This is a genomic window from Paenibacillus vandeheii (assembly GCF_030433635.1).
In the GTDB taxonomy this organism is placed as follows: Bacteria; Bacillota; Bacilli; order Paenibacillales; family Paenibacillaceae; genus Paenibacillus; species Paenibacillus vandeheii.
This window is the reverse complement of record NZ_JAROCD010000007.1, coordinates 294,035-314,580: the sequence shown is the minus strand read 5'-3', so window position 1 is coordinate 314,580 and position 20,546 is coordinate 294,035. Positions and strand designations below refer to the sequence as shown.

The window sequence follows — 20,546 nt, the reverse complement described above, 5'->3', positions numbered from 1 at the left end:
GATCTAATACAGATCAGGCAGGTCTTTTGGCTAAGGCAATCAACTCAATTTTTATCGAATGGCTCGTTTAATATGTTCACATAAGGTTTTACATTAGGTTTAATATTACATCTATACCCGAATATCGAATCGGCCATTGCTGTCCGTCGTGGCATTTGCAATTTCTTGCGCGGATGCGGCTTGCATGCCATTGGTTGGTGGTTTGGCTGGCGGCGCTTCCTTGCTTCCGGTTGTACCGCTGCTCTGAGAGCTTTGCTGCGAGATTTGAGCTTCAATTTGCTTGATTTGCTGCTGCAGCTGCTTCGTTTTGGTCTCCTTGGTCTTCTCATCGTCCTTGCTGGATTGTACTTTCTCCAATTCGGCCTCAAGCTTCGTCTTTTGCTTCTCCAACTCGCTTGTGCTGTTCGAACTGGATGAAGACGTGGATATGTAGGATGTCGTGGAACTTGCTGCTGAAGAAATACTCATCGTTGATCTCCTCCTCTTTCTTGGTTCCACTATATCCCATCCAGACGAAAGGAACGTTAAATTCAACTGAAAGGTTGCTGAATGATTGGCTTCCGGTCGTCTTAAGGCTAACGTTTAAGTCCAGCGCATTTATTTACGCACAACGTTATACCCTTTATCTTTCAGCAGTTGGATAACCCCATCCTTACCCAGGAAGTGGCCTGCGCCCACTACGATGAAATATTCCTCTTTTTTGTCGGATTTCAGGTAGCCATCGATTTTGTCTGCCATCCCGATATTCCGATCAATAAGCATCGCTTTGTTATACTCCGGATCAACAGCCAAGCTATTGGTGAATTCAAGCAATCCTTGGTCATCTCCGGTTTTCCACATTTCAGCCATCTGGTCGACACCATCATCAAGAACAGCGAAATTATCGAGCACAGCGTTCAGATTCTTCTCTTGCAGTTCATTGGAGAAATGATCGAACATGCCTAACTGAGATTCATAGGATTCCAGCTCCAGCACGGGCAATTTTCGTTCAACGGCTTTCTGTATGAAATACAGATCGATACCCGCAGATGCTTCGTATCCGGCCTTCACTGATTTCAGACTGCTGATGGTCGTTTCCGCCACCCATGGTTTGAATGCATCAAGAGCATTGGCTTCCAAGCCACTTTGCTTCAAAATGCCACCGAGTTTAGCATACGTTTCCTTGGACACATGATCCTTCAGCGTTGTCCCGTCCTGATACATCCCCATATCCATAATCAGCTTCTGCTGCGCCTCATCGGCTGCTTTGCTGATATCAATCTCCACACCGAGATAGTCGGCTTCTGCAAAAGCTTCTTCAAATTCCTTACGCAGCGGGTAGAAGCTATCATCTGCAATATGCATGGAACCTACCAGATACACCGTATTTCCATTATGTTCGACTTCCCACATAAAACCACGTGCACCGGTTTGGATGGTTTCCGCTGCTCCACCTTTGGAGACCAGCAGAACGGTGCGCGTTGCCCCATCCCAGCGAACTTCGTAACCTGCTGCATCCCCGACGATACGGATCGGCGCATAGGTTACGCCATTGATACGTGTAAGTTTACTTTTAAGCGTAATTGTTTTGCCATCCACTACGGCCGTGATCATGTCATCCGCTGCAGTCGTCAGCTTCACATCCATCGCGTCAAGCGTGGTACGCAGCGGAACCAATGTCGTTCCCTTATCGATGATTGGCACTCCTGCAGCATATGCTACTGCCTGATCATTGACCTTGACGGAAGTCTCCTGTGTTGCAGCCATAGCCGGTACTGCAGATGCAAGCAAACCTATCGAAATTGTAAGGGACAAGAGCATTTGTTTCCAATTTTTCATATTATGTATTCTCCTTCATTCACAATATATTTCTTTTTTGGCAGCATTATCTGAATTATAACACAGCAAACAGACCGCTCTCTAATTTTAAATAACGGTCTTGGTTAAAAAATCTGCCTTTGTCCGGCGTCCTGAAGGACCTGCGGCAGCATTAATGACGGCAGCGCTTCCATCCTCCCAAAAAAAGGGTTGATAATTGAGAAATCATCCACTATGATAATGTCATTAGGCCGGCCACAAAAGTTAAAGCACTTTAACTTTCAATTACATAACATTAAATTAAACCTTTTATTTAGGTAAACTCTATTACGAAAGTTAAAGCGTTATAATTTTATAACAAATAGAAAGGTTGGTGTTTATGTGACCCATCGCGAAAGCCGACGGCAGACATTTTACATGTACCTCTTCATCTCTCCATGGCTTATCGGTTTCCTGGTCTTTGCCTTGTATCCGATTCTGTCATCCCTTTATTACAGCTTCACGGACTATGACATTATCCACCCGCCGAAATATGTCGGACTCGCGAATTACAACGAAATGTTTCACAATGATTTGTTTTGGAAATCTGTTGTCGTAACGGTGCGCTATACATTTATCAGTGTACCGATCCAGCTGGTGCTGGCACTTGGCTTTGCTCTCCTGCTCAATACGAAAATACCGTTTCGCGGATTTTTCCGAACCGCCATGTATTTTCCAAGCATGGTATCCGGTGTGGCGATGTCCCTCCTGTGGTACTGGATTTTCAACCCATCGATCGGTCTGTTCAATTATGTGCTGTCCTGGTTCGGCATCAGCGGCCCATCCTGGCTCATGAGTCCCGATTATGCGCTTTACGCTTTGATGATTATGTCCTTCTGGACGGTAGGCTCAGGCATGATTTTGTTCCTTGCAGGACTTCAGGGCGTTCCTGCCAGTCTCGTGGAAGCCGCCAAGCTTGACGGTGCGGGACGCTTCCGAATTTTCCTGAACGTGACGCTGCCCATGATTTCACCGGTACTTTTGTTCCAGCTGATTATGGGTGTCATTGATTCCTTCCAGGTATTCACACAGGCATATGTTATGACCCAAGGGGGTCCAAACTACTCGACCTGGTTCTACGTTTACAACCTGTACACCAGTGCCTTCAAGGAATACAGGGCAGGATACTCCTCGGCACTCGCGTGGGTGCTGCTGATCGTCGTCATGGCGTTTACGGCGCTCATTATTAAACTCTCGAACCGTTATGTTCACTATGAAGGAGGCGGACGCAAATGAGTACGATTCCGACTGCCGGCCCAGGGGCTGCACCTTCTGTGAGTAAACGCCGGCGCAAAATTGACGCGGTTAGCATGGCCAGCTTCATTGCCCTGGTGGTCACCACTTTTCTCATGCTCCTCCCTCTGTTTTTCATGGTCTCGACCTCGCTGAAATCGAAGAAGGAACTGCTGAAGTTTCCTCCGACCTTTCTGCCGGAGTCCTGGCAGTGGAGTAACTACAGAGAGATTTTCGACACGCTGAATTTCGGTCAAATGTATATGAACAGTCTCATTATCGGCATTTTGACCGTTGTTGGCACCCTGTTTTCGTCGGCGCTTGCAGGCTATGGTTTCGCCAGATATCGGGGCAAGGGCAGCAACTTGTGGTTCATGCTCATGCTCAGCACCATGATGCTTCCCTATCCGGCGATTATGATCCCGCAGTTCATTCTCTTTTCCAAGCTGAACTGGATCGATACCTTCCTGCCGCTGATTGTCCCTGCATTTTTTGGTTCAGCCTACAACATCTTTTTACTGCGACAGTTCTTCTCCACGTTGCCAGATGAGCTGTTTGACGCCGGACGCATTGATGGCTGCAGCGAGTTTCGGATGTGGAGACAAATTGCTTTGCCTCTGTCCGGTCCGGCGCTTGCAACTGTTGCGATCTTTGCCTTTATTTACAGCTGGAACGATCTTTTGACACCTGTGCTCTACTTAAGCTCATCGGATAAGTTTACGCTTCCGGTCGGTATGTCTTCCTTTACCTCTTCCCGTTTCCGGATTCCGCCATGGCACCTGCTCATGGTTGCCTCCGTGCTCGCCATGCTGCCAATCGTGTCCCTGTTTGCGATAGCCCAGAAGCGGTTTGTGGAAGGAATTGTACTTACAGGCATCAAGTAAAGGCTCCGCCGCAGGGGCGGCAAAAAACTTGAATATATGGGGGACTGTCATTCATGAAAAAGATAAGGATCAAAAAGACTTTTGCACTTTTGCTTGCGACCGGCATACTCGTCGTATTGGCACTGTCCGGCTGCAGCGGCGGTAAATCAGCGGGAGATGTAGTACCTGGTAACGATGGTGATAGCGCTAAATCCGGCTCCTCCGGCGAGCAAGTAACCATAACGCACTACACTATCGATTCCGAGGATCGCACCTTTATTGAGAAGCTGATTCCCGATTTTGAAGCCAAACATCCGAACATTAAGGTAAAAGTCGAAAAAGCTCCTTACGAGCAGTTCGATAGTAAGCTCCAAACGCTGATTGCCGGCGGCAAATCGCCTGACGTCACAAGCCACTATGGATACGGCGGTTTTGCGGAGTATTACAACAAAGACATGCTGCTCGACATGAACGACATGATTAAGGAAGACGGATTTAAGGGGTCCGACTACAGCATCCCGGATGACCTTATGAAAATCTATACTGTTAAAGACCATGTCTACGGTATTCCGGTCAACATGTACGTTACTCTGATGCTCTATAACAAAGACATGTTCGACGCTGCCAACGTTCCTTATCCTCCAAGCGATTACGAGGACAAGAGCTGGACGTTTGACAAAATGGTCGAAGACGCCAAGCAAATGACGCATGTGTCCAACGATATTGCCAAAACCCAATATGGCGTTGACTTCACATGGTCCGAGCGCGATATGCGTCCGCTTTATTTTGGTGCCGAACCTTACTCCCAGGATACCTGGACCAACGGCGGCGTACCATCCGAAACTTATTTCAATTCGCCGGAAGTCATCGCAGCCTATAACAAGCTGTTCAACCTGATCTTAAAAGATAAAGTGTCTCCGACAACGGAATGGAGCAAGAGTGTAGCGGGGCAAAACGGCGATGCATTCGTAACCGGTAAGGTGGGTATGACCGTCAGCGGCTCCTGGAGCCTTGCCGGATCTAATGATTTCCCGTTCAAGGTTGGCGTGGCAGCAGTGCCTGCTGGCGGCAATGACAAGGTCCGCAGCGTGCTTTTCGTCGATCCACTCTTGATTCTGAAGGGCTCCAAACATCCGAAGGAAGCTTTTGAATGGATCAAGTATCTGGTCAGCGACGAGGTTCAGGAAAAATCCATTGACCTGAGCGGCGGCAATCCTCCTGTAAATACGAAGGCAGCCGAGACCTATTACAAGCATTTTGATGGCATCGATCCAGCAGATGTGAAGAAGGTTTACGAAGGCGCTGTGAAATACGGATTTGAATCCTATAACCACCTGATCACCCACTATTCTCAGATTAACGACATGTTCATCAACGAGATGCAGCCGATCGATACCGGACACAACACCGTTGAAGAAGTGATGCCGACGATTCAGAAAAAGGTCATGGAGATTATCAAACGTTAACGCCAGACATTGTGCCGTCCCGAAAGGGGCGGTGCATCTACTAAATTAGCTTCGCGGCTAAGCCTCCGTACATGTATACTAGTGTTAAATCAATATAAAGTACGGAAAATCTGCCGCAAGGAGAATAAACAATGAAGGTTAGTATATTTGATGTAGCAAAAAAATCAGGATTATCCGTTGTAACGGTTTCCCGGGTACTCAATGGTGCCGAATCCGTTCGTGAGAAAAATAGACAAAAGGTACTCGACGCCATTAAGGAGCTTGATTACCATCCCAACGCTGCTGCGCGGAGTTTAGCCCGCGGCAAAACAGGAATCGTCGGTTTGATCATGACCACTCTTCAGGATTCCTTCTTTGACGCTGTCGTTAAAGAGCTGAACGAAGTGCTTTCGCTTCACGGCTATTTTCTCGCCGTTTCGATCTCTACCGGCATTGGTTCCGATGAAACCCATTACCTGATCCAGGAGGACCGGGTGGACGGTCTTATTCTGCTCTCGCCGATAGAAGAGGATAATTACATTGTGGAACTGAAGCGGCGCAATATCCCTTATGTCCTAATCGACAATCAGAAGCCGGAGAATGATGCTTTTTCCGTAACGATCGACAACTACAAAGGCGGCTATGCCGCTACGAAGCATCTGCTTGATCTGGGCCATACCTCCATCGCACACATAAGCGGAGATGACATGTTCCGCAGTACGAAAGAGCGCCGCAGTGGTTTCCTGCAGGCACTTAAGGAACAAGACCTGGCTCCGTTCGACATGATCACAGGCGATTTCGAAATCGATTTTGGTTATGACATCTGCCGCCAATGGCTGCGGGAGGGCCGCCTTCCCTCAGCGGTGTTTGCGGGCGATGACCATATCGCGCTTGGGGTCGTGAACGCGCTCATGGAAGAAGGCATCAAGGTGCCTGAACAGGTAGCCATTGTCGGCTATGACGATCAGTATATTTCATCCAAGCTGCACCCCCATCTGACAACGGTCCGGCAGCCTGCCGACCGCATTGGGATTGCTGCTGCGGATATGCTGCTGAAACGTATGGACGGTACGATGAAGCGCGGGGCTAATGTGCGAATCGACCCTGAACTAATCGTGAGAGAATCTACTGGATCGCCAACAGAAGATACGACCGGATAAAAAATATAACCTTATATATAGGAGTGACGACCATTGACTTACTACTTGGGAATCGATGGGGGAGGAACAAAAACATACGCCCTGCTGACTGATGACTGCGGCAATGTGCTTGGCAAAGGCGTTGGCGGCAACGGCAATCATCAGATTGACCACGCCTTGGCCTCGCAAAGCATACGGGAAGCTGCAGAAGGAGCCCTGAACGAGGCAGGGTTGCAGATTCATGAAATCTCGCACACCTTTTTCGGGCTTGCAGGCGCAGATCGGGAGATAGATTACCGAATTCTGCATCCTCTGGTTCAGGGAATCGGATTCACCCGGAATTACTCGATTGACTGTGACACGATGATCGGCCTGCGCGCAGGCACGAACCGCCCTTACGGGGTCGCATTGATTTGCGGCACAGGCACCAACTCCGCAGGCCGCAATCCGGCAGGAGAACATGTACAGATCGGCGGTTTTGATTATATGTACGGCGATTTCGGCGGCGGGGGTTCCCTCAATATTGAGGTGTTCCGCTCTGTCATCCGTTCTTGGGACGGCCGTGAGCAGACAACACTCCTGACTCCCCTGCTGCTGAACTTCCTTGGATATGATAGTGTCAGCGATATGTTCGATGATTTCCAGGATCACGGCAAGCATGTGCCTGTCCATGCTGCGAAGCTGCTGTTTGAAGCTGCCGCAGAGAACGATGCTGTAGCTCTGGAAATTCTGAACCGTCAGGGCGCCGAGCTTGGTAAATCAGCGACTGCTGTCATCCACAAGCTCGGAATGGAAAAGGACACCTTTGACGTGGTACTGGCAGGAAGTCTGCTAACAAGGGGTGATCGCGGGTGGATTCGCAGCAAGGTTGAACAGGCTGTCGCAAACGTTGCTCCAAATGCGACCATCGTAACCTTGGCCACAGAGCCTGTCGTCGGTGCTTTATGGTCTGCTATGGATGCGGACGGACATACGGTAAGCCATGATGTATATGACACAATGCGGGCCTTCCACGACTTCGAACATATTAAGCAAACAACAAGATAAACGTCCATAGGGACTGTCATCATAAAAAATTCTAAAAAGACTGGAGTGTGCAAAATGTCAAACGAACAAGGACTAAAAATAGCGGTAATCGGCGGTGGATCTTCCTATACTCCGGAGCTCGTTGAGGGGTTCATCCTTCACCATGCCGAGCTTCCGGTACGCGAGCTGTGGCTGGTAGATATTGAGCCGGGACAGCACAAACTGAATATTGTCGGCAACTTGGCCAAACGCATGGTGGAGAAATCCGGTCTTCCGATTGAAGTTCATTTGACGTTCGACCGCCGCGAAGCCATCAAGGGTGCGGACTTCGTCAGCACGCAAATGCGTGTCGGCATGCTTGACGCCCGTGGCCGCGATGAATCCATTCCCCTGAAATACGGCGTCATCGGTCAGGAAACCACCGGTCCCGGAGGCATGATGAAGGCGCTGCGGACGATTCCGGTCCTGCTTGATATCTGCCGTGATATTGAAGAACTCGCTCCTAATGCCTGGCTGCTGAACTTTACGAATCCGGCGGGTATGGTCACGGAAGCGATTCTGAAGTATTCCAACGTAAAAAGCATCGGTCTCTGTAATGCGCCGATCGGCCTGATCAAGCAGACCTCAGCCAAATACGGCGTAGAAGCGGACCGCATCTATGCCGAGTTTGTTGGCCTGAACCATCTGCACTGGATTACGCGTATCGATGTGAACGGAGAAGACAAACTGGATGAGATGCTGGCCGATACGGCCAGTTACAGCGCGAAGAACGTACCTGCACGGGAATGGAATCCGGAATTCCTGCAGTCCCTGCATGCCCTGCCTTCCTACTATCTGAAATATTTCTATATGACCGATGCCATGCTTGAAGAGCAGCTGGATTCCTTACAGAAAGGCGGCAACCGTGCGGAAGTAGTTAAACGTGTCGAGGAAGAACTGTTTGAGCTATATAATGACCCGGAGTTGAAAGATAAACCGAAGCAGCTGGAACAGCGCGGCGGCGCCTTTTATTCCGAAGCAGCCGTGAACCTGATGCGCTCACTCTACAACGGAACGAATGACATTCAGACGTTGAATGTAGCCAATCAAGGCATCATTGATTTCCTGCCGGATGATGCCAGCATTGAAGTCAACTGTGTGGTCACCAAAACAGGCCCGCTGCCCCTGCCGCTAACCAAGATTCCTCCAATGGCCGTCGGACTGATCCATGCGGTTAAAACCTATGAGCGCCTCGCCATCGATGCTGCCGTGACCGGCGATCGTCGATTGGCTATACAGGCATTGGCCCATCATCCTCTGGTCCCTTCGGTCGAAGTCGCGATTCAGATGCTGGATGAAATGCTCGAAGCCAACAAGGACTATTTGCCGCAGTTTTTTACTGAATCTACAGCTAATGCATAATTCGGCTATGGTCCACTCTTCCTGATGCCATTAGAAAAACATCTATCAACGTACTTTCACAAAAGACAGACCCTATTTAAATGTTATTTTTCTAGCGATTATAGAATGGTTATAGGATAGTTCAGCTTCGCTGATATTGATGCATTCTACAATCTTAAACGAAACCGCCATATCCCAGGATTTCCTGAGATATGGCGGTTTGTTGTTTATAGGTACTTGCCCATCTATATCGCTTGCTCAAATTAATCATTAAAACCTTTACTTCGCTCATCGTCGGATGAGTAAACAGTTTAATTCTCTTGTTCATTCCAGACACTTCTGTGGTAAGCTCCTTCTTCTCGCACTGTGAACCAAGAACAGGTAGCATAGTACAGAGCACACGCCTCTGCGCCAGCGATTACCTGGCCTCGTCATGCTTGCATATGAGCATGAATGAACCCATTTCAAATTGCTTAGTATGTCCACCAGTTGCCGGACATCACGATCATGGAGAAGAGCTTGATACTGTCTTCATAGTAGCCCTCATTGGAGCTGCCGGCCGTTTTGGTCCAAACGGAATTCAGCCAGCTTTGGTTCGTGGACGAGGTCATAGCGCTGACACCAAACGGTGCATAGAACGCGCCGCTGCCGCCGGAACCTGTGACCGTGCCGTTGAGTTTATAACCATCTTTCACACTGCTAGGGTTGCCGCTTACTTTGGTCGAGATCCAGCTATTCATTTGGTTGAGTTGATTTAGCGCCCGGCTGTCACCAGTCATCAGGTAATCCGTTGCGATCCGCCAAGGTGTACGACATGAATTGTAATCGTAGTTGCCGTCGTTCGCCCCTTCCAGAAAATCGGCTGCAGCCGGCTTGTACGTCGAGCCCGACAGTACGACGAAGTCTGGAAGCAATCCGGTTGAGGAGCTGTACCCGTTGTATAAGGAGTTGATGATGGTATAGGTTTTGTTGATCACGTTCGTCCATTTGGCATCACCCGTTGCTGCCTGGAACGCCTTCAAGTGATTCAGCATAAAGTCCGATGGACGGGTAGCATTTTTGAACGTGTTATCCGTTGCCCAGTCGCCAAGACGCAGTGTCCATTGCGACTGATTCACGTCACTTTGCATGATAGCATTGATGATGTCCTTGCCGGCCTGAAGGTAGTTAATACTGCCGCTGCTACCCCACTGCTTGTCCGCAAGCAGGAGCGAATAAGCAATGTCCATGTCTCCATCTGTGGCCGAGTCGGCGCCTTCAATGTTCTGGAAGCTGCTGTTTTGTTTCCATGCCATCAGTTTCGAATTGTTGTCGCTCGGATGAGCCTTATAATATTGATAAAGCCCGTCAAAATAGGTCTGCGCATTGCTGTCATAACCGGCCATTAGAACCGTTGCCAGCATTCCGTACCCATGTGCCTCAGATACGGTATCCCCGTTGGACTGATACTTCACATAATACTTGCCTGTGCCCGCCGTTTTCAGATAAGCCGATTTCCAGCTGTCCCATTTCGCTTTCACTGAGCTGTCCATCGCACTTTGCGTAACATGGTTCGGCTTGATCGAACCGTTGGTATATGTTGTGTGCTGCGGGAAAGGCTTGTTTGGAGCGGCGAAAGCAAAGCCCGCCGGAATTAGAAGAAAAGCGAGACAACACATCATAACAGCCTTGCTGCTAAACGAAAATCCCCTATTTTTTCTCATAAACTTACACTCCTTTTAGGTTCATATGGGTCTTGATCCATGACATAACCTTTAAGCCAAAAATTCAGTGCAGCATCTGGATGGTTAAACAATGATTTGATACTCGTGAGACACAATCACCTCCGCCTTAAAGTTTAAGCGCTTTAACTTTTAAAACGCTTACATTTATTTTATATGTTCTTCTAATATTTGTAAATAGATACTTCCACGATTGAATCTAAAGTCCTGAAACGACATTTAACAGTAAAAACCCCGGGAACGAATGTCCCGGGGTTTGCTTGCCTTTATACTCACTGTCTTACGTCCATTACTCATCATTGACGTTACTAACTGTCGTCCTACCACTGTTACTGCATTGTGGATTGTCTGTTCGTAAAATTGGATCAGATTTTATACGCCTTCATCGCTTTGAACAATTCCTTGAACGTTGGGCGTTTACCATACATCAGCACACCTGTACGATAGATTTTCGCTGCCAGCCAGCCGAAGATCATAATCGATACCACGAGAATGGCCAGGGACGTCCAGATCTGCCAGGTTGGCGCAACGCCTGCTCCGATCCGTACCAGAATTGCCGTTGGCGATGTGAACGGAATGAAGCTTGCTACTTTTAAGAGCAAAATATTCGGTGTAGCAATGCTGAAAATCGCAATATAGAAGGAAACCAGGGACAACATTGTAATCGGCAGCACGGCCTGACCCAGTTCTTCTGTCCGACTCACCATCGAACCAATGGCCGCAAACATCACCGCATACAGGAAGTAACCCAGAATGTAGAAGATGAGTCCATATACAATAACAGCGACGTTCACATCACTCAGGTTCATGTTGAAATCACTCAATACATCGCGATTATGCGGTAACAGCATATTACCGGCAACTACTGCACCGAAAATACCGATTTGCAGCAACCCTACCATGAAAATACCGATGATTTTACCAAACATCTGACTGAGCGGAGATACACTTGTAATCAAAATCTCCATAATACGCGAGCTCTTCTCGGCTGTAATCTCGGAAGCGATCATGTTACCTGTCATCATCGTTGATGTGAACAACAGGATAATCAGCAGGTAAACAACTACATAGTTTATGCCGCTCATGCCACCTTCCGACTCCGCAGCAGCTCCGCTTTGGTCAGAATCCAGACTGTGCTCCGTCAGTTTCACCGGCGTACTAATAAGCTGTTTTTGCTCCGCCGTGAGTGTATCCTTCACCACCACATCCAGCTTCACAATTTGCAGCGCAGCTTCAATGGGTGCTATAACCTGCGGGGAAATATCATCGCTTGAATATAAGACCGGCTGTGGGAAATCTTGCCCCGCCACAGGTTCGAACTTCAGGTACCCATCCAGAACCCCAGATTCCACATCGGCCTTGAGTGCCGCTTCATCTTTACTTGCGTCGTTAACGACTTGATACGTCTCATTTCCTTGTGCGGACGAATATGTCTCCAGTTTCTCGGCTACCTCTGTTTGGTTCGTGCTCAGAAGACCGATATTCACTGGCTGATTTCCGCCTGCACCTCCGCCAATGGGACCACCATTAAATAAGGTAATGAAATATGGAATATTGAGTCCAATCGTAATTAAAAGTGCAAGTACAATGGTCGTCACCATGAAAGACTTCGTCTTCACTTTGTTTTTGAACGTAAATCCGATAATCGTGCCCATTTTATTCATTCGACTCACCTACCTCACGAATAAAGATTTGATTAAGCGTTGGTTCCTTGATTTCAAAATGTTCAACGGTCGTCTGAGTCATGGCTGCTCTCAGAATTTCCTGAGCGGCTTCCATCTGACCAATATGGATCAGGTATCCACGCTCATTTTGTTCTACCTTTTTCACACCCGGCAACTGTTCCAGCCCGCCCACATTACCCGTTGTGCTCAGGAATACGTGCTCACGAGGATAACGACTCTTGATCTCCTTGATCTCTCCCTGTACCACAGTGTTGGAGCGATGCAGTATTGTTATCTGACGACATAATTCTTCGACGTGCTCCATTCGGTGTGTCGAGAACAGAATGGCTGTGCCTTCATCACGCAATTCCTTCACCGTGGACTTCAATAATTCCACGTTCACCGGATCAAGTCCGCTGAAGGCTTCATCCAGGATGAGAATTTGCGGTCTGTGGACCACTGCGGCTATGAAACCCATCTTTTGCTGATTTCCTTTGGATAGCTCCTCAATCTTTTTGTCGTAATACTCCGGCACTTCGAATCGGTCCAACCAGTACTTCAGACTTTGATCCGCATCCTTTCCATTCATGCCGCGCAGACGGGCCAGATAGTTGATCTGTTCACTAACCTTTACCTTTGGGTACAAACCGCGCTCTTCCGGGAGATATCCCATAATCTGCTGCAATTCTGTGCTATAGGGTTTGCCGTTGTACTGGATATTTCCGCCGTCCGGGTGGATCAGCCCAAGCACCATACGCATCGTTGTTGTTTTACCAGCGCCATTGGCTCCAAGCAGACCGTAAATCTCCCCTTCTTTTACATTGAGCGTTACACCATTAACTGCTGTTTTGTCTGCGTATTGCTTGACTACCTGTTTCAATTCCAATCGGTTCATCTTGTATCGTCTCCCCTCGGTTATCTCCACTGTGCCGGTGCATACCCGGCAATCCAGAATGCCAAGACTTCATCCAATTCCAGGTTACGGATTTTCAATACCCGGTTATTGGACAGCTCCAGCCTTTCCTGCGCTTCACTGACCCGGGTTGTAATGACGCGGACCAGCCCTCTCTCTTCAGAAGAAGATTCCACAACACCAGGAATACTCTCTGGTCGCAAATCTCCTTCATACCAGACTTCTTTCCACTGATCGAGCACCATATCTTTCTCGGCCATCCCCAGCGACTGACCACGGTGCATCAATACGATGTAATCTGCAAGCCTTTTGACTTCATCCGCAATATGTGTGGCAATCAGAATCGTGGTGTCTCCCTCAGCCATAAAGGTACGGAACTGCTCGACCATCACTTTCCAAGCAAAGGGGTCCAGACCTGATGAAGGCTCATCCAAAAGCAATAATCTTGGGCGAGCTGCGATTGCAGCAGCGATCTCGAATTTCCGCCGTTCACCCTTGGACATCTTGTTGAGCTTCACATCAACGGGTACTTCCATATCGCGAATCAGTTGGTTGAACAACTTCATATCCCAACGCGGGTACCAGTAGGCCCGAAAATCAGCTGCTTCCTGTGCAGTAATCCGGTTCTCTTCGAGCCCAGCGTTGTCAGCCACAAAACCGATCTGTTGTCTCAGTTCAATGGGAAGCGGCCCCTCATGTTCCTTCCCAAACCATATAATCTGCCCGGCATCAGGCAATACCACTTGTTGCAGCATGTTAAGAAGTGTGCTTTTGCCTGAACCGTTATGACCGAGAATAGCAACTACATATCCTTCCGGGATGGTCAGATCAATCGGGCCAATAACTCTGCGTTTTCGCATTTTGGACACGCCGTTCAACTGAACTGCTATGGGTTCCATGTATGAATCACTCCCTCACTTCGAGTAAACAGCCTTCAGAACTTCCCGGAACAGAGCTTCCATTTCTTCTTCCGTGCATCCTACCGATTTTCCAGACTGCACCGCTGCCTGCATTGCTTCCTGCGCGGCCTTCATTCTATAAGTTTCTCTGTCGCTGGCTTCTACCTGGGCCACAAATGTACCCGTCCCCTGCTTCGTACGAAGTAAGCCTTCATTCTCCAGATCCTGATAGACCCGTCTAACCGTAATGACACTGCAATTCAGCGCTCCGGCGAACTCACGAATGGACGGCAAATGTGTCCCCTCCCCCAACTGACCCGTAACAATTAACGATCTTAACTGATTTTCAATTTGGTGATATAAAGGTTCAGCGCTATTTTCATTAATCTGAATGGGTATTTTCACATCTTGCACCTCGCCCTCCGGTACACTCCAGTCTGTTACCTGTCCGTGCCGGTTTCATCCTGTATTCATTTTTTTTGCAATCATCCCTCATACCATTAACTCAAATCCCGAGTGGAAAGTTTCTTCAGCGTCAATCGACTGAAAAGCCATAATCCCGCTAGGCCAGCCACCAAAGCAGCCCACATAATCGGGGAAAGCAGCCCCCATGTTTTACTCATATCAATTACAATCGAAAATCCGTAACTGCCCGATATCCGGATCAGCAAGGATAAGATGATTGTAAGCGGCAAGAACAGCGAACTGAGAAGCAAATATTTTTTACCACTGTACAGAAACTCTCCGTAAATATATAAGCCTGTCATGAGAAGTCCGTAACCTGTACAAGTTATGCCAAAGGCCAGGTACTGATCCCACCGGAACCCTTCCTGATGTAACCCGACCACATACAGTGATCCATAGAAAAAGATACCATTATACGCAAACGCCATCAGAGACTGCTGAAGTCTCGACCACATCACCGTCTCGTTAGGAATGGGAAGTCTGCGATAGTAGGCCAGCATCTGTGTATAGGAATCCTCCTGTATGTAACGGAAAGATCGTCTGCTGAACACAAACCCCTGAAATGGCACCATGATTAAAAAGAAAGTATCTACAACAGGATTAATGAAATCTGTCTTCTGTTGTCCTAATAACATCACACCACTCATGCTGCCAGTGTATATCATAAAAATTGCAGTCCACAGCCATTGGAGCTTATCCTTGTTCATCTCACTACGGGTCAACCACCACGCCTGTTTCCATGCGTTCATATCGCCTGCCTGCCTTTCCATCTTGACTGTGCTCACTGTATCTACTGTATATATCAATATACACAGTATACAGACCACTCTCTTGTCCCGTCAACCCCTTATTTTCCTGAATCAGGAAGTACGGGTGGGATTCATATCAGAGTTACGATAAAATAAAACTTGATTCTGAACTTAAAATGATTCATTGTACATTCATTCGTTCAACTTATAGAGACACATAGAAAGGATTGATTCACCTTAAGATAACTCCTCAAACCCAAAAAAGAGCTGTATCCGATATTGTGCGAACACAATTCGGAACAGCTCTTTCCTGTTTCCCGTCACCTGAATACCAAGGAGGTCTAATCCTTAAATCAGCTCATAACCACTAGGCAGAGTACGATTCCTACGGATCGCACGAATCTCTTCCAGAGTCAGCCGCTGATTGGTAGAGATCAAGGATTCCACGTCATTGCCACGGATCAGGTCATCCAAATCTCTCAAATTGGTGTTCCCACGATAGACGCGGAATCCGCCTTGAAAGTTACGTCTCGTAAACACAACCAGCGTTGCGTTCGAATTTGTCGAGAAGAAACGCAGGCTCTCTACCCCACCCAGGATGTTATCCAGATTACGGAGACCCGTGTTACCACGGTATACCCTGCTCCTTCCACGGTAATCCTCTTCCGAATACACCGTGAGACGTGGATACGTCTGACTTACATGGACTGTTTTTTTCATTTGTTTTCCCCCTCTCGATCTCATTCTATGAAGGAACGAGAGAGGGAGCTTGGACCAATCAACGGATAGATTCATCCATTTTCATATTTTCAAAGAATTCTATTCATCACATAAACTATTAAACGCCCAGAATAACTTCCCATACCGGACGTGTATGTCCACCAGGATACAGCAGGTATAACAGAACGTATACAATAACGCCAGTGATGGCACTGCTGAACCAGATCATGGATGTAAATCGTCCCCAGCGGCGATGCGTCTTGAATTTCTTTTTGAAACCAAGCACCAGAGTGGAGATGCCGAAGACCGCTGCCACCGTGGCGAGGATAATATGAAAGATCAGAAATATCCGATAGAAGATCTCCATCTCCGGGTCCCCGCCCCAAGCCGTATTCCCGACAAAGATGGTACGAGACATATAAATGACAAAGAACAGAAGGGCAGCAATGGCCCCTGCAATCATCGCGGTTTGGTGCGCCTCCCGTTTGCCACGGATAATTAGCACCCAGCCAATTCCAACCAGAACCGCGCTAATCACAATGAAAGAAGTACTGATCGTGGGTAGCAGAAAATACATATCCATCGTGTGTTTCCCCCTCTTGTCCAAACAAGACTTGTGTTATTTCGCTGCAGGATTAAGCGGTCCTCCCGAATTCTCTATAGGATACGGATCATCATCATCTTCCCGTTTTTCTTTACGGTACCATTGGAAAAAGACGTATGCCAGCATAGAGACGAAGATACCTTCCTGTATGAATTTCATCAAAATACCGCCCACCTGCTGATCTTCCTTCGCAGAGGACAGGAAGTTGAAGAACGCCGGTCCACCGAACGAACGCAGCAAAGCCGTAGAATCCCCGGATACACAATATCGCATCGCCTCAGCCCATACCGCCGGGTTGCTGTAAGTCGCATATAAGGGTTCGGAAGCAAAAATAATCAGCCCACAAGCTGGTGTCAGCAGCACCATGTTCAGAAAAATAAATCCAATCTTGGACAGCCCTGACGCCTGTCTGCCTTCCGGCAACGGATTGAGCAGCGTCCACCACATCAGCATGGAAGTGATGAAAAGTACAATGTAGTACAGACGGTGAACCGTGAAATTTAACATCACGTAATCATGTACCACCGGTAAATGATATAACGAGAACAATCCGTTAAACAGCACAGCCGCCACAATGGGATGGGCCAAAAAAGAGAACTGCCGTGTCGGCAGCCACCGAATGATTCCGCGCCATACCCAGAGGGGTAATCCCTTCATCAGTAGCGGTGGCGCTACAAGATAGGACAGAGCCATACTCACCATATGGAAGCTGAACATCACATGACCCAGCAGATTGAAGGGCCCCGCTTGTGCAAGGTACAACACCGTAAGCCCCGTGATAAACATAATCTTCTGTGCAGCTGTCGCCTGATCTGCCCCCTTGATCCGCTCACTGAACGGACCGACGAGCACTAGATAAGCTGCGGCAATGAGCAGAAACAACGCCAGAATAAGTGGACTCCATAAATCGTTGAAACTAAAATATTGCAACCCGAGCATACGGGAAACCTCCCCGTGACCTGTTTTGGTTATTGCCTGAATCCATTACGGGATTGATTCGCCTAAAAGGGGAAAAGACGGCGACACTGCGCCGCCGCCATCTCTTTTACCACCAAACCCAATAGAGTGCCATAATGATGCACGTAAAGGCTACGAAAAATCCGAAGGCCATAAACAGGATCGGCATTAAATGCCCTTTATCCTTCAAGTGCATCCAGTAACCGAGCTGTACAAACACCTGAAGGATCGCCATTACCACCAAAATAATAATGGTGAAGGTCGTATTGACTCCTCCCGCGGCGGCCGCCGCGAACGCAATAAGCGTCAGGATGATCGAGAATATAAAAACAACAACGTGTTTCTGTGGCCCTTCCGTCCGGTGACGATGCTTCACAGGCTGCTGATCACTCTTATCCTGTACCGACATGTGTTACCCCACCTTTCCGAGCAGGTACACGACCGTAAAGATAAACACCCAGACTACGTCAATAAAGTGCCAGTACATTGCGGAGACGTATACTTTAGGTGCAGTTACGACCGTTAATCCTTTTCTGAACAGTTGCCCGATTATGAGTCCAATCCATGTAATACCGAATGCAACGTGGGCTCCGTGGAACCCGACGAGTGTATAGAATGCCGAACTGAAGGCACTTGTCGTCATCCCGAACTCCTTATGCACCACATATTCATAGAACTCATAAATTTCGATACAGAGAAATCCAAGACCCAGCAGAACGGTAATACCAAGCCATAACGCAAGGGCATTACGCTTCCCCCGATGCATTGCCTGGATGGCAAATACACTTGTCAAACTGCTGACGAGGAGAATAAAGGTCGCGGCTGCCACAAGCGGCAGATGGAACAATTCATTCGCCGTTGGTCCTTCATTCGTCTGGCCACGGAGGGCCAAAAAGGTTGCGAAGAGGGTTCCGAACAATACCGTCTCGCCGCCAAGGAACAACCAGAAGCCGATAAGCTTGTTGCGTCCTTCCAGCGTTGCTTTCTCCGGTTCATGCGGCAAATTGCCGTTTACCGGTTCGGCATGTGAAGTTGTCATGTTCTAACCCCCTTCTCATCCTGATCCTCCGGTTCGATATGCCAGCCATGATCATCATAGAGTGAACGCAGTGCCATCGCACCGAATGTAATCAATAGGCCAATAATAACCACAATATAATTGTTGAATAATCCGTTCATAAAGGCATTTCCAAAATCATCCTTGCTGAACATTAGACCCAGTCCGGCAATGAATATACCAACAGACATTACAAACGGCAGTGGAGTTGCAGACGGCATATGAATCGAACCTACAGGTTCAGCCGGTGTCATCTCCGTATGTCCTGCCATTTTTTCTTTCCAGTATGCATCGATTCCGCGTACCAGAGGCGTCTGCTTAAAGTTATATTCTGGCGGAGGAGATGGAATGGACCACTCCAACGTACGGCCATCTTCCCACGGATCATTTGGTGCATCAACTGGTTTTCTTGTTGTAATCACGATGTTCACGAGGAACATGATGACCCCAACACCCATCAGGAATGCACCGATGGAGCTAACCAGGTTGAGCAGATCAAAATCCTGATTCGGCAAGTATGTAACGATCCGGCGCTGCATCCCCATCAAACCAAGGAAATGCTGAACAAAGAACGTTAATTGGAAGCCGATCATGAATGTCCAGAACGTCCATTTTCCGAGTGTTTCGCTCAGCATGCGACCGAACATTTTCGGCCACCAGTAATGTAGTCCTGAGAACAAACCAAGTACTAACCCACCAACGATAACGTAATGGAAGTGAGCTACAACAAAGTACGTATCATGGAACTGGAAATCCGCAGGCGCAGAGGCCAGCATGACACCCGTAACCCCACCCATAACGAAGGTTGGAACGAATCCTACAGCAAACAGGTTTGCTGCCGTAAAACGAATCTGACCGCCCCACATCGTAAAGAGCCAGTTAAATATTTTGATCCCCGTTGGTACAGCAATCAGCATCGTAGATATGGAGAACAATGCATTCGCGACGGTTCCCAGACCTGTTGTAAACATGTGATGCGCCCACACCATGAATCCCAGGAAGGCGATCAGGATGGTTGCAAACACCATGGAGCTGTAACCGAACAGTCTTTTACGTGCAAAGGTTGGAATAACCTCCGAGATAACACCAAATGCCGGCAAAATGAGAATGTATACTTCCGGGTGCCCAAAAATCCAGAAGATATGCTGCCAGAGTACCGGGTTACCGCCACCCGCAACATCGAAGAAATTGGCTCCCAGTATACGGTCAAACGTTAACAATACAAGTCCTACCGTAATGGCAGGGAATGCAAAAAGGATAATGGCTGATGTAATAAATGTCGTCCACGTAAACATCGGCATCCGCATATAGGACATTCCCGGCGCACGCATCGTAATGATGGTTGCGAGAAAGTTAATGCCCCCTATGAGTGTGCCCAGACCTGCGATCTGAAGTCCTATCGTGTAGAAATCCACACCGTGCGTCCCACTGTACTCGCTGCCAGAGAGTGGCGTATACGAAGTCCAGCCGGCATCCGGCGCACCTCCCATCAACCAGCTCAGGTTCAGCAGCAGTCCGCCAAACAGGAACGTCCAGAAACCCAGCGCGTTAACAAAAGGGAAAGCAACGTCCCGCGCTCCAATCTGCAAAGGCACAACGGCATTCATCAGAGCAAAAATAATAGGCATGACACCAAGGAAAATCATTGTTGTTCCGTGCATCGTAATCAATTCGTTAAAGACCTGTGCCGACACAAAATCATTCATCGGTTTCATTAACTGAATCCGAATCAAAATGGCTTCGATACCGCCGATTCCGAAGAAAAATCCACCCGCAATCAAATAAAGAACGGCGATTTTTTTGTGATCGACGGTGGTGATCCAATCCATCAAGCCCCTATACCGCTTGACGCTATGAGCATGAGCCAAGGTTGTG

21 protein-coding genes are annotated in these 20,546 nt (G+C 48.2%); 6 read left to right on the top strand and 15 right to left on the bottom strand.

Annotation, left to right across the window (positions count from 1 at the left end; genetic code table 11):
- Positions 1–111: 111 nt before the first annotated feature.
- Both P5G61_RS16100 and P5G61_RS16095 read right to left on the bottom strand, forming a co-directional pair.
- Positions 112–468 (bottom strand): FlxA-like family protein, encoded by a 357-nt coding sequence (locus P5G61_RS16100; RefSeq protein ID WP_301247453.1) that lies wholly within the window; start codon positions 466–468, stop codon positions 112–114.
- Between the two features lie 129 nt (positions 469–597).
- Complete coding sequence (locus P5G61_RS16095; RefSeq protein WP_301247452.1) at positions 598–1,818, bottom strand: TraB/GumN family protein; 1,221 nt, start codon at positions 1,816–1,818, stop codon at positions 598–600.
- A gap of 396 nt (positions 1,819–2,214) precedes the next feature.
- Here P5G61_RS16095 and P5G61_RS16090 point away from each other — a divergent pair, with 396 nt between their 5' ends.
- The 6 genes from P5G61_RS16090 to P5G61_RS16065 all read left to right on the top strand — a co-directional run bounded on the left by P5G61_RS16090 (position 2,215) and on the right by P5G61_RS16065 (position 8,943).
- Positions 2,215–3,072 carry a carbohydrate ABC transporter permease gene (locus tag P5G61_RS16090; protein WP_435874201.1) on the top strand — a complete coding sequence of 286 codons (858 nt, stop codon included), beginning with the start codon at positions 2,215–2,217 and terminating at the stop codon, positions 3,070–3,072.
- Complete coding sequence (locus tag P5G61_RS16085; RefSeq protein ID WP_301247450.1) at positions 3,069–3,953, top strand: carbohydrate ABC transporter permease; 885 nt, start codon at positions 3,069–3,071, stop codon at positions 3,951–3,953. Before P5G61_RS16090 ends, P5G61_RS16085 begins: the two co-directional genes overlap by 4 nt.
- 53 nt (positions 3,954–4,006) lie before the next feature.
- Entirely contained in the window at positions 4,007–5,398 is a 1,392-nt protein-coding gene (locus tag P5G61_RS16080; RefSeq protein ID WP_301247449.1) for an ABC transporter substrate-binding protein, read from the top strand.
- A 131-nt stretch (positions 5,399–5,529) separates the two neighbouring features.
- The gene (locus P5G61_RS16075; protein WP_301247448.1) at positions 5,530–6,537 is read left to right on the top strand and encodes a LacI family DNA-binding transcriptional regulator; all 1,008 of its coding nucleotides are present in this window, start codon (positions 5,530–5,532) and stop codon (positions 6,535–6,537) included.
- Between the two features lie 33 nt (positions 6,538–6,570).
- Complete coding sequence (locus tag P5G61_RS16070) at positions 6,571–7,563, top strand: N-acetylglucosamine kinase (RefSeq protein ID WP_301247447.1); 993 nt, start codon at positions 6,571–6,573, stop codon at positions 7,561–7,563.
- A gap of 54 nt (positions 7,564–7,617) precedes the next feature.
- The gene (locus P5G61_RS16065; RefSeq protein WP_301247446.1) at positions 7,618–8,943 is read left to right on the top strand and encodes a 6-phospho-beta-glucosidase; all 1,326 of its coding nucleotides are present in this window, start codon (positions 7,618–7,620) and stop codon (positions 8,941–8,943) included.
- A gap of 154 nt (positions 8,944–9,097) precedes the next feature.
- Here P5G61_RS16065 and P5G61_RS16060 read toward each other — a convergent pair whose 3' ends face one another.
- The 13 genes from P5G61_RS16060 to ctaD all read right to left on the bottom strand — a co-directional run bounded on the left by P5G61_RS16060 (position 9,098) and on the right by ctaD (position 20,500).
- Complete coding sequence (locus tag P5G61_RS16060; protein ID WP_301247445.1) at positions 9,098–9,250, bottom strand: hypothetical protein; 153 nt, start codon at positions 9,248–9,250, stop codon at positions 9,098–9,100.
- Between the two features lie 145 nt (positions 9,251–9,395).
- On the bottom strand, positions 9,396–10,625 hold the full coding sequence (locus P5G61_RS16055; RefSeq protein WP_301247444.1) for a family 8 glycosyl hydrolase: 1,230 nt from the start codon (positions 10,623–10,625) through the stop codon (positions 9,396–9,398).
- Positions 10,626–11,008: 383 nt separating this feature from the next.
- Positions 11,009–12,307 (bottom strand): ABC transporter permease, encoded by a 1,299-nt coding sequence (locus tag P5G61_RS16050; RefSeq protein WP_301247443.1) that lies wholly within the window; start codon positions 12,305–12,307, stop codon positions 11,009–11,011.
- Entirely contained in the window at positions 12,300–13,202 is a 903-nt protein-coding gene (locus tag P5G61_RS16045) for an ABC transporter ATP-binding protein (protein WP_301247442.1), read from the bottom strand. Before P5G61_RS16045 ends, P5G61_RS16050 begins: the two co-directional genes overlap by 8 nt.
- A gap of 20 nt (positions 13,203–13,222) precedes the next feature.
- Positions 13,223–14,119: an ATP-binding cassette domain-containing protein gene (locus P5G61_RS16040; protein ID WP_301247441.1), complete on the bottom strand. Its 897-nt coding sequence runs from the start codon at positions 14,117–14,119 to the stop codon at positions 13,223–13,225.
- Between the two features lie 15 nt (positions 14,120–14,134).
- Positions 14,135–14,524, bottom strand: a complete 390-nt coding sequence (locus tag P5G61_RS16035) for a GntR family transcriptional regulator (RefSeq protein ID WP_301247440.1) — start codon at positions 14,522–14,524, stop codon at positions 14,135–14,137.
- Positions 14,525–14,619: 95 nt separating this feature from the next.
- Positions 14,620–15,333, bottom strand: coding sequence for a hypothetical protein (locus tag P5G61_RS16030; protein ID WP_301247439.1), 714 nt, complete (start codon positions 15,331–15,333; stop codon positions 14,620–14,622).
- Positions 15,334–15,681: 348 nt separating this feature from the next.
- Positions 15,682–16,053 carry a hypothetical protein gene (locus tag P5G61_RS16025; protein WP_301247438.1) on the bottom strand — a complete coding sequence of 124 codons (372 nt, stop codon included), beginning with the start codon at positions 16,051–16,053 and terminating at the stop codon, positions 15,682–15,684.
- 118 nt (positions 16,054–16,171) lie between these two features.
- Positions 16,172–16,636 carry a DUF420 domain-containing protein gene (locus P5G61_RS16020; protein WP_024632131.1) on the bottom strand — a complete coding sequence of 155 codons (465 nt, stop codon included), beginning with the start codon at positions 16,634–16,636 and terminating at the stop codon, positions 16,172–16,174.
- A gap of 36 nt (positions 16,637–16,672) precedes the next feature.
- Positions 16,673–17,596 (bottom strand): cytochrome c oxidase assembly factor CtaG, encoded by a 924-nt coding sequence (gene ctaG, locus P5G61_RS16015; RefSeq protein ID WP_024632132.1) that lies wholly within the window; start codon positions 17,594–17,596, stop codon positions 16,673–16,675.
- Between the two features lie 106 nt (positions 17,597–17,702).
- A complete protein-coding gene (locus P5G61_RS16010; protein ID WP_079348834.1) occupies positions 17,703–18,023 on the bottom strand; it encodes a cytochrome C oxidase subunit IV family protein in 321 nt (106 codons plus the stop codon).
- Positions 18,024–18,026: 3 nt separating this feature from the next.
- Positions 18,027–18,653: a cytochrome (ubi)quinol oxidase subunit III gene (locus P5G61_RS16005; protein ID WP_301247437.1), complete on the bottom strand. Its 627-nt coding sequence runs from the start codon at positions 18,651–18,653 to the stop codon at positions 18,027–18,029.
- Positions 18,650–20,500 (bottom strand): cytochrome c oxidase subunit I, encoded by a 1,851-nt coding sequence (ctaD, locus tag P5G61_RS16000; RefSeq protein ID WP_435874199.1) that lies wholly within the window; start codon positions 20,498–20,500, stop codon positions 18,650–18,652. Before ctaD ends, P5G61_RS16005 begins: the two co-directional genes overlap by 4 nt.
- Between the last annotated feature and the right edge of the window lie 46 nt (positions 20,501–20,546).

Bases quoted from the DNA above. Each gene is read 5' to 3' on its own strand.
- P5G61_RS16050 (WP_301247443.1), bottom strand. From the start codon at position 12,307: ATGAATAAAATGGGCACGATTATCGGATTTACGTTCAAAAACAAAGTG.
- P5G61_RS16005 (WP_301247437.1), bottom strand. From the start codon at position 18,653: ATGACAACTTCACATGCCGAACCGGTAAACGGCAATTTGCCGCATGAA.
- P5G61_RS16080 (WP_301247449.1), top strand. From the start codon at position 4,007: ATGAAAAAGATAAGGATCAAAAAGACTTTTGCACTTTTGCTTGCGACC.
- P5G61_RS16090 (WP_435874201.1), top strand. From the start codon at position 2,215: ATGTACCTCTTCATCTCTCCATGGCTTATCGGTTTCCTGGTCTTTGCC.
- ctaD (WP_435874199.1), bottom strand. From the start codon at position 20,500: ATGGATTGGATCACCACCGTCGATCACAAAAAAATCGCCGTTCTTTAT.
- P5G61_RS16045 (WP_301247442.1), bottom strand. From the start codon at position 13,202: ATGAACCGATTGGAATTGAAACAGGTAGTCAAGCAATACGCAGACAAA.
- P5G61_RS16095 (WP_301247452.1), bottom strand. From the start codon at position 1,818: ATGAAAAATTGGAAACAAATGCTCTTGTCCCTTACAATTTCGATAGGT.
- P5G61_RS16040 (WP_301247441.1), bottom strand. From the start codon at position 14,119: ATGGAACCCATAGCAGTTCAGTTGAACGGCGTGTCCAAAATGCGAAAA.
- P5G61_RS16010 (WP_079348834.1), bottom strand. From the start codon at position 18,023: ATGTCGGTACAGGATAAGAGTGATCAGCAGCCTGTGAAGCATCGTCAC.
- P5G61_RS16065 (WP_301247446.1), top strand. From the start codon at position 7,618: ATGTCAAACGAACAAGGACTAAAAATAGCGGTAATCGGCGGTGGATCT.
- P5G61_RS16085 (WP_301247450.1), top strand. From the start codon at position 3,069: ATGAGTACGATTCCGACTGCCGGCCCAGGGGCTGCACCTTCTGTGAGT.
- P5G61_RS16030 (WP_301247439.1), bottom strand. From the start codon at position 15,333: ATGAACGCATGGAAACAGGCGTGGTGGTTGACCCGTAGTGAGATGAAC.
- P5G61_RS16055 (WP_301247444.1), bottom strand. From the start codon at position 10,625: ATGAGAAAAAATAGGGGATTTTCGTTTAGCAGCAAGGCTGTTATGATG.
- P5G61_RS16025 (WP_301247438.1), bottom strand. From the start codon at position 16,053: ATGAAAAAAACAGTCCATGTAAGTCAGACGTATCCACGTCTCACGGTG.
- P5G61_RS16075 (WP_301247448.1), top strand. From the start codon at position 5,530: ATGAAGGTTAGTATATTTGATGTAGCAAAAAAATCAGGATTATCCGTT.
- ctaG (WP_024632132.1), bottom strand. From the start codon at position 17,596: ATGCTCGGGTTGCAATATTTTAGTTTCAACGATTTATGGAGTCCACTT.
- P5G61_RS16100 (WP_301247453.1), bottom strand. From the start codon at position 468: ATGAGTATTTCTTCAGCAGCAAGTTCCACGACATCCTACATATCCACG.
- P5G61_RS16060 (WP_301247445.1), bottom strand. From the start codon at position 9,250: ATGAACAAGAGAATTAAACTGTTTACTCATCCGACGATGAGCGAAGTA.
- P5G61_RS16020 (WP_024632131.1), bottom strand. From the start codon at position 16,636: ATGGATATGTATTTTCTGCTACCCACGATCAGTACTTCTTTCATTGTG.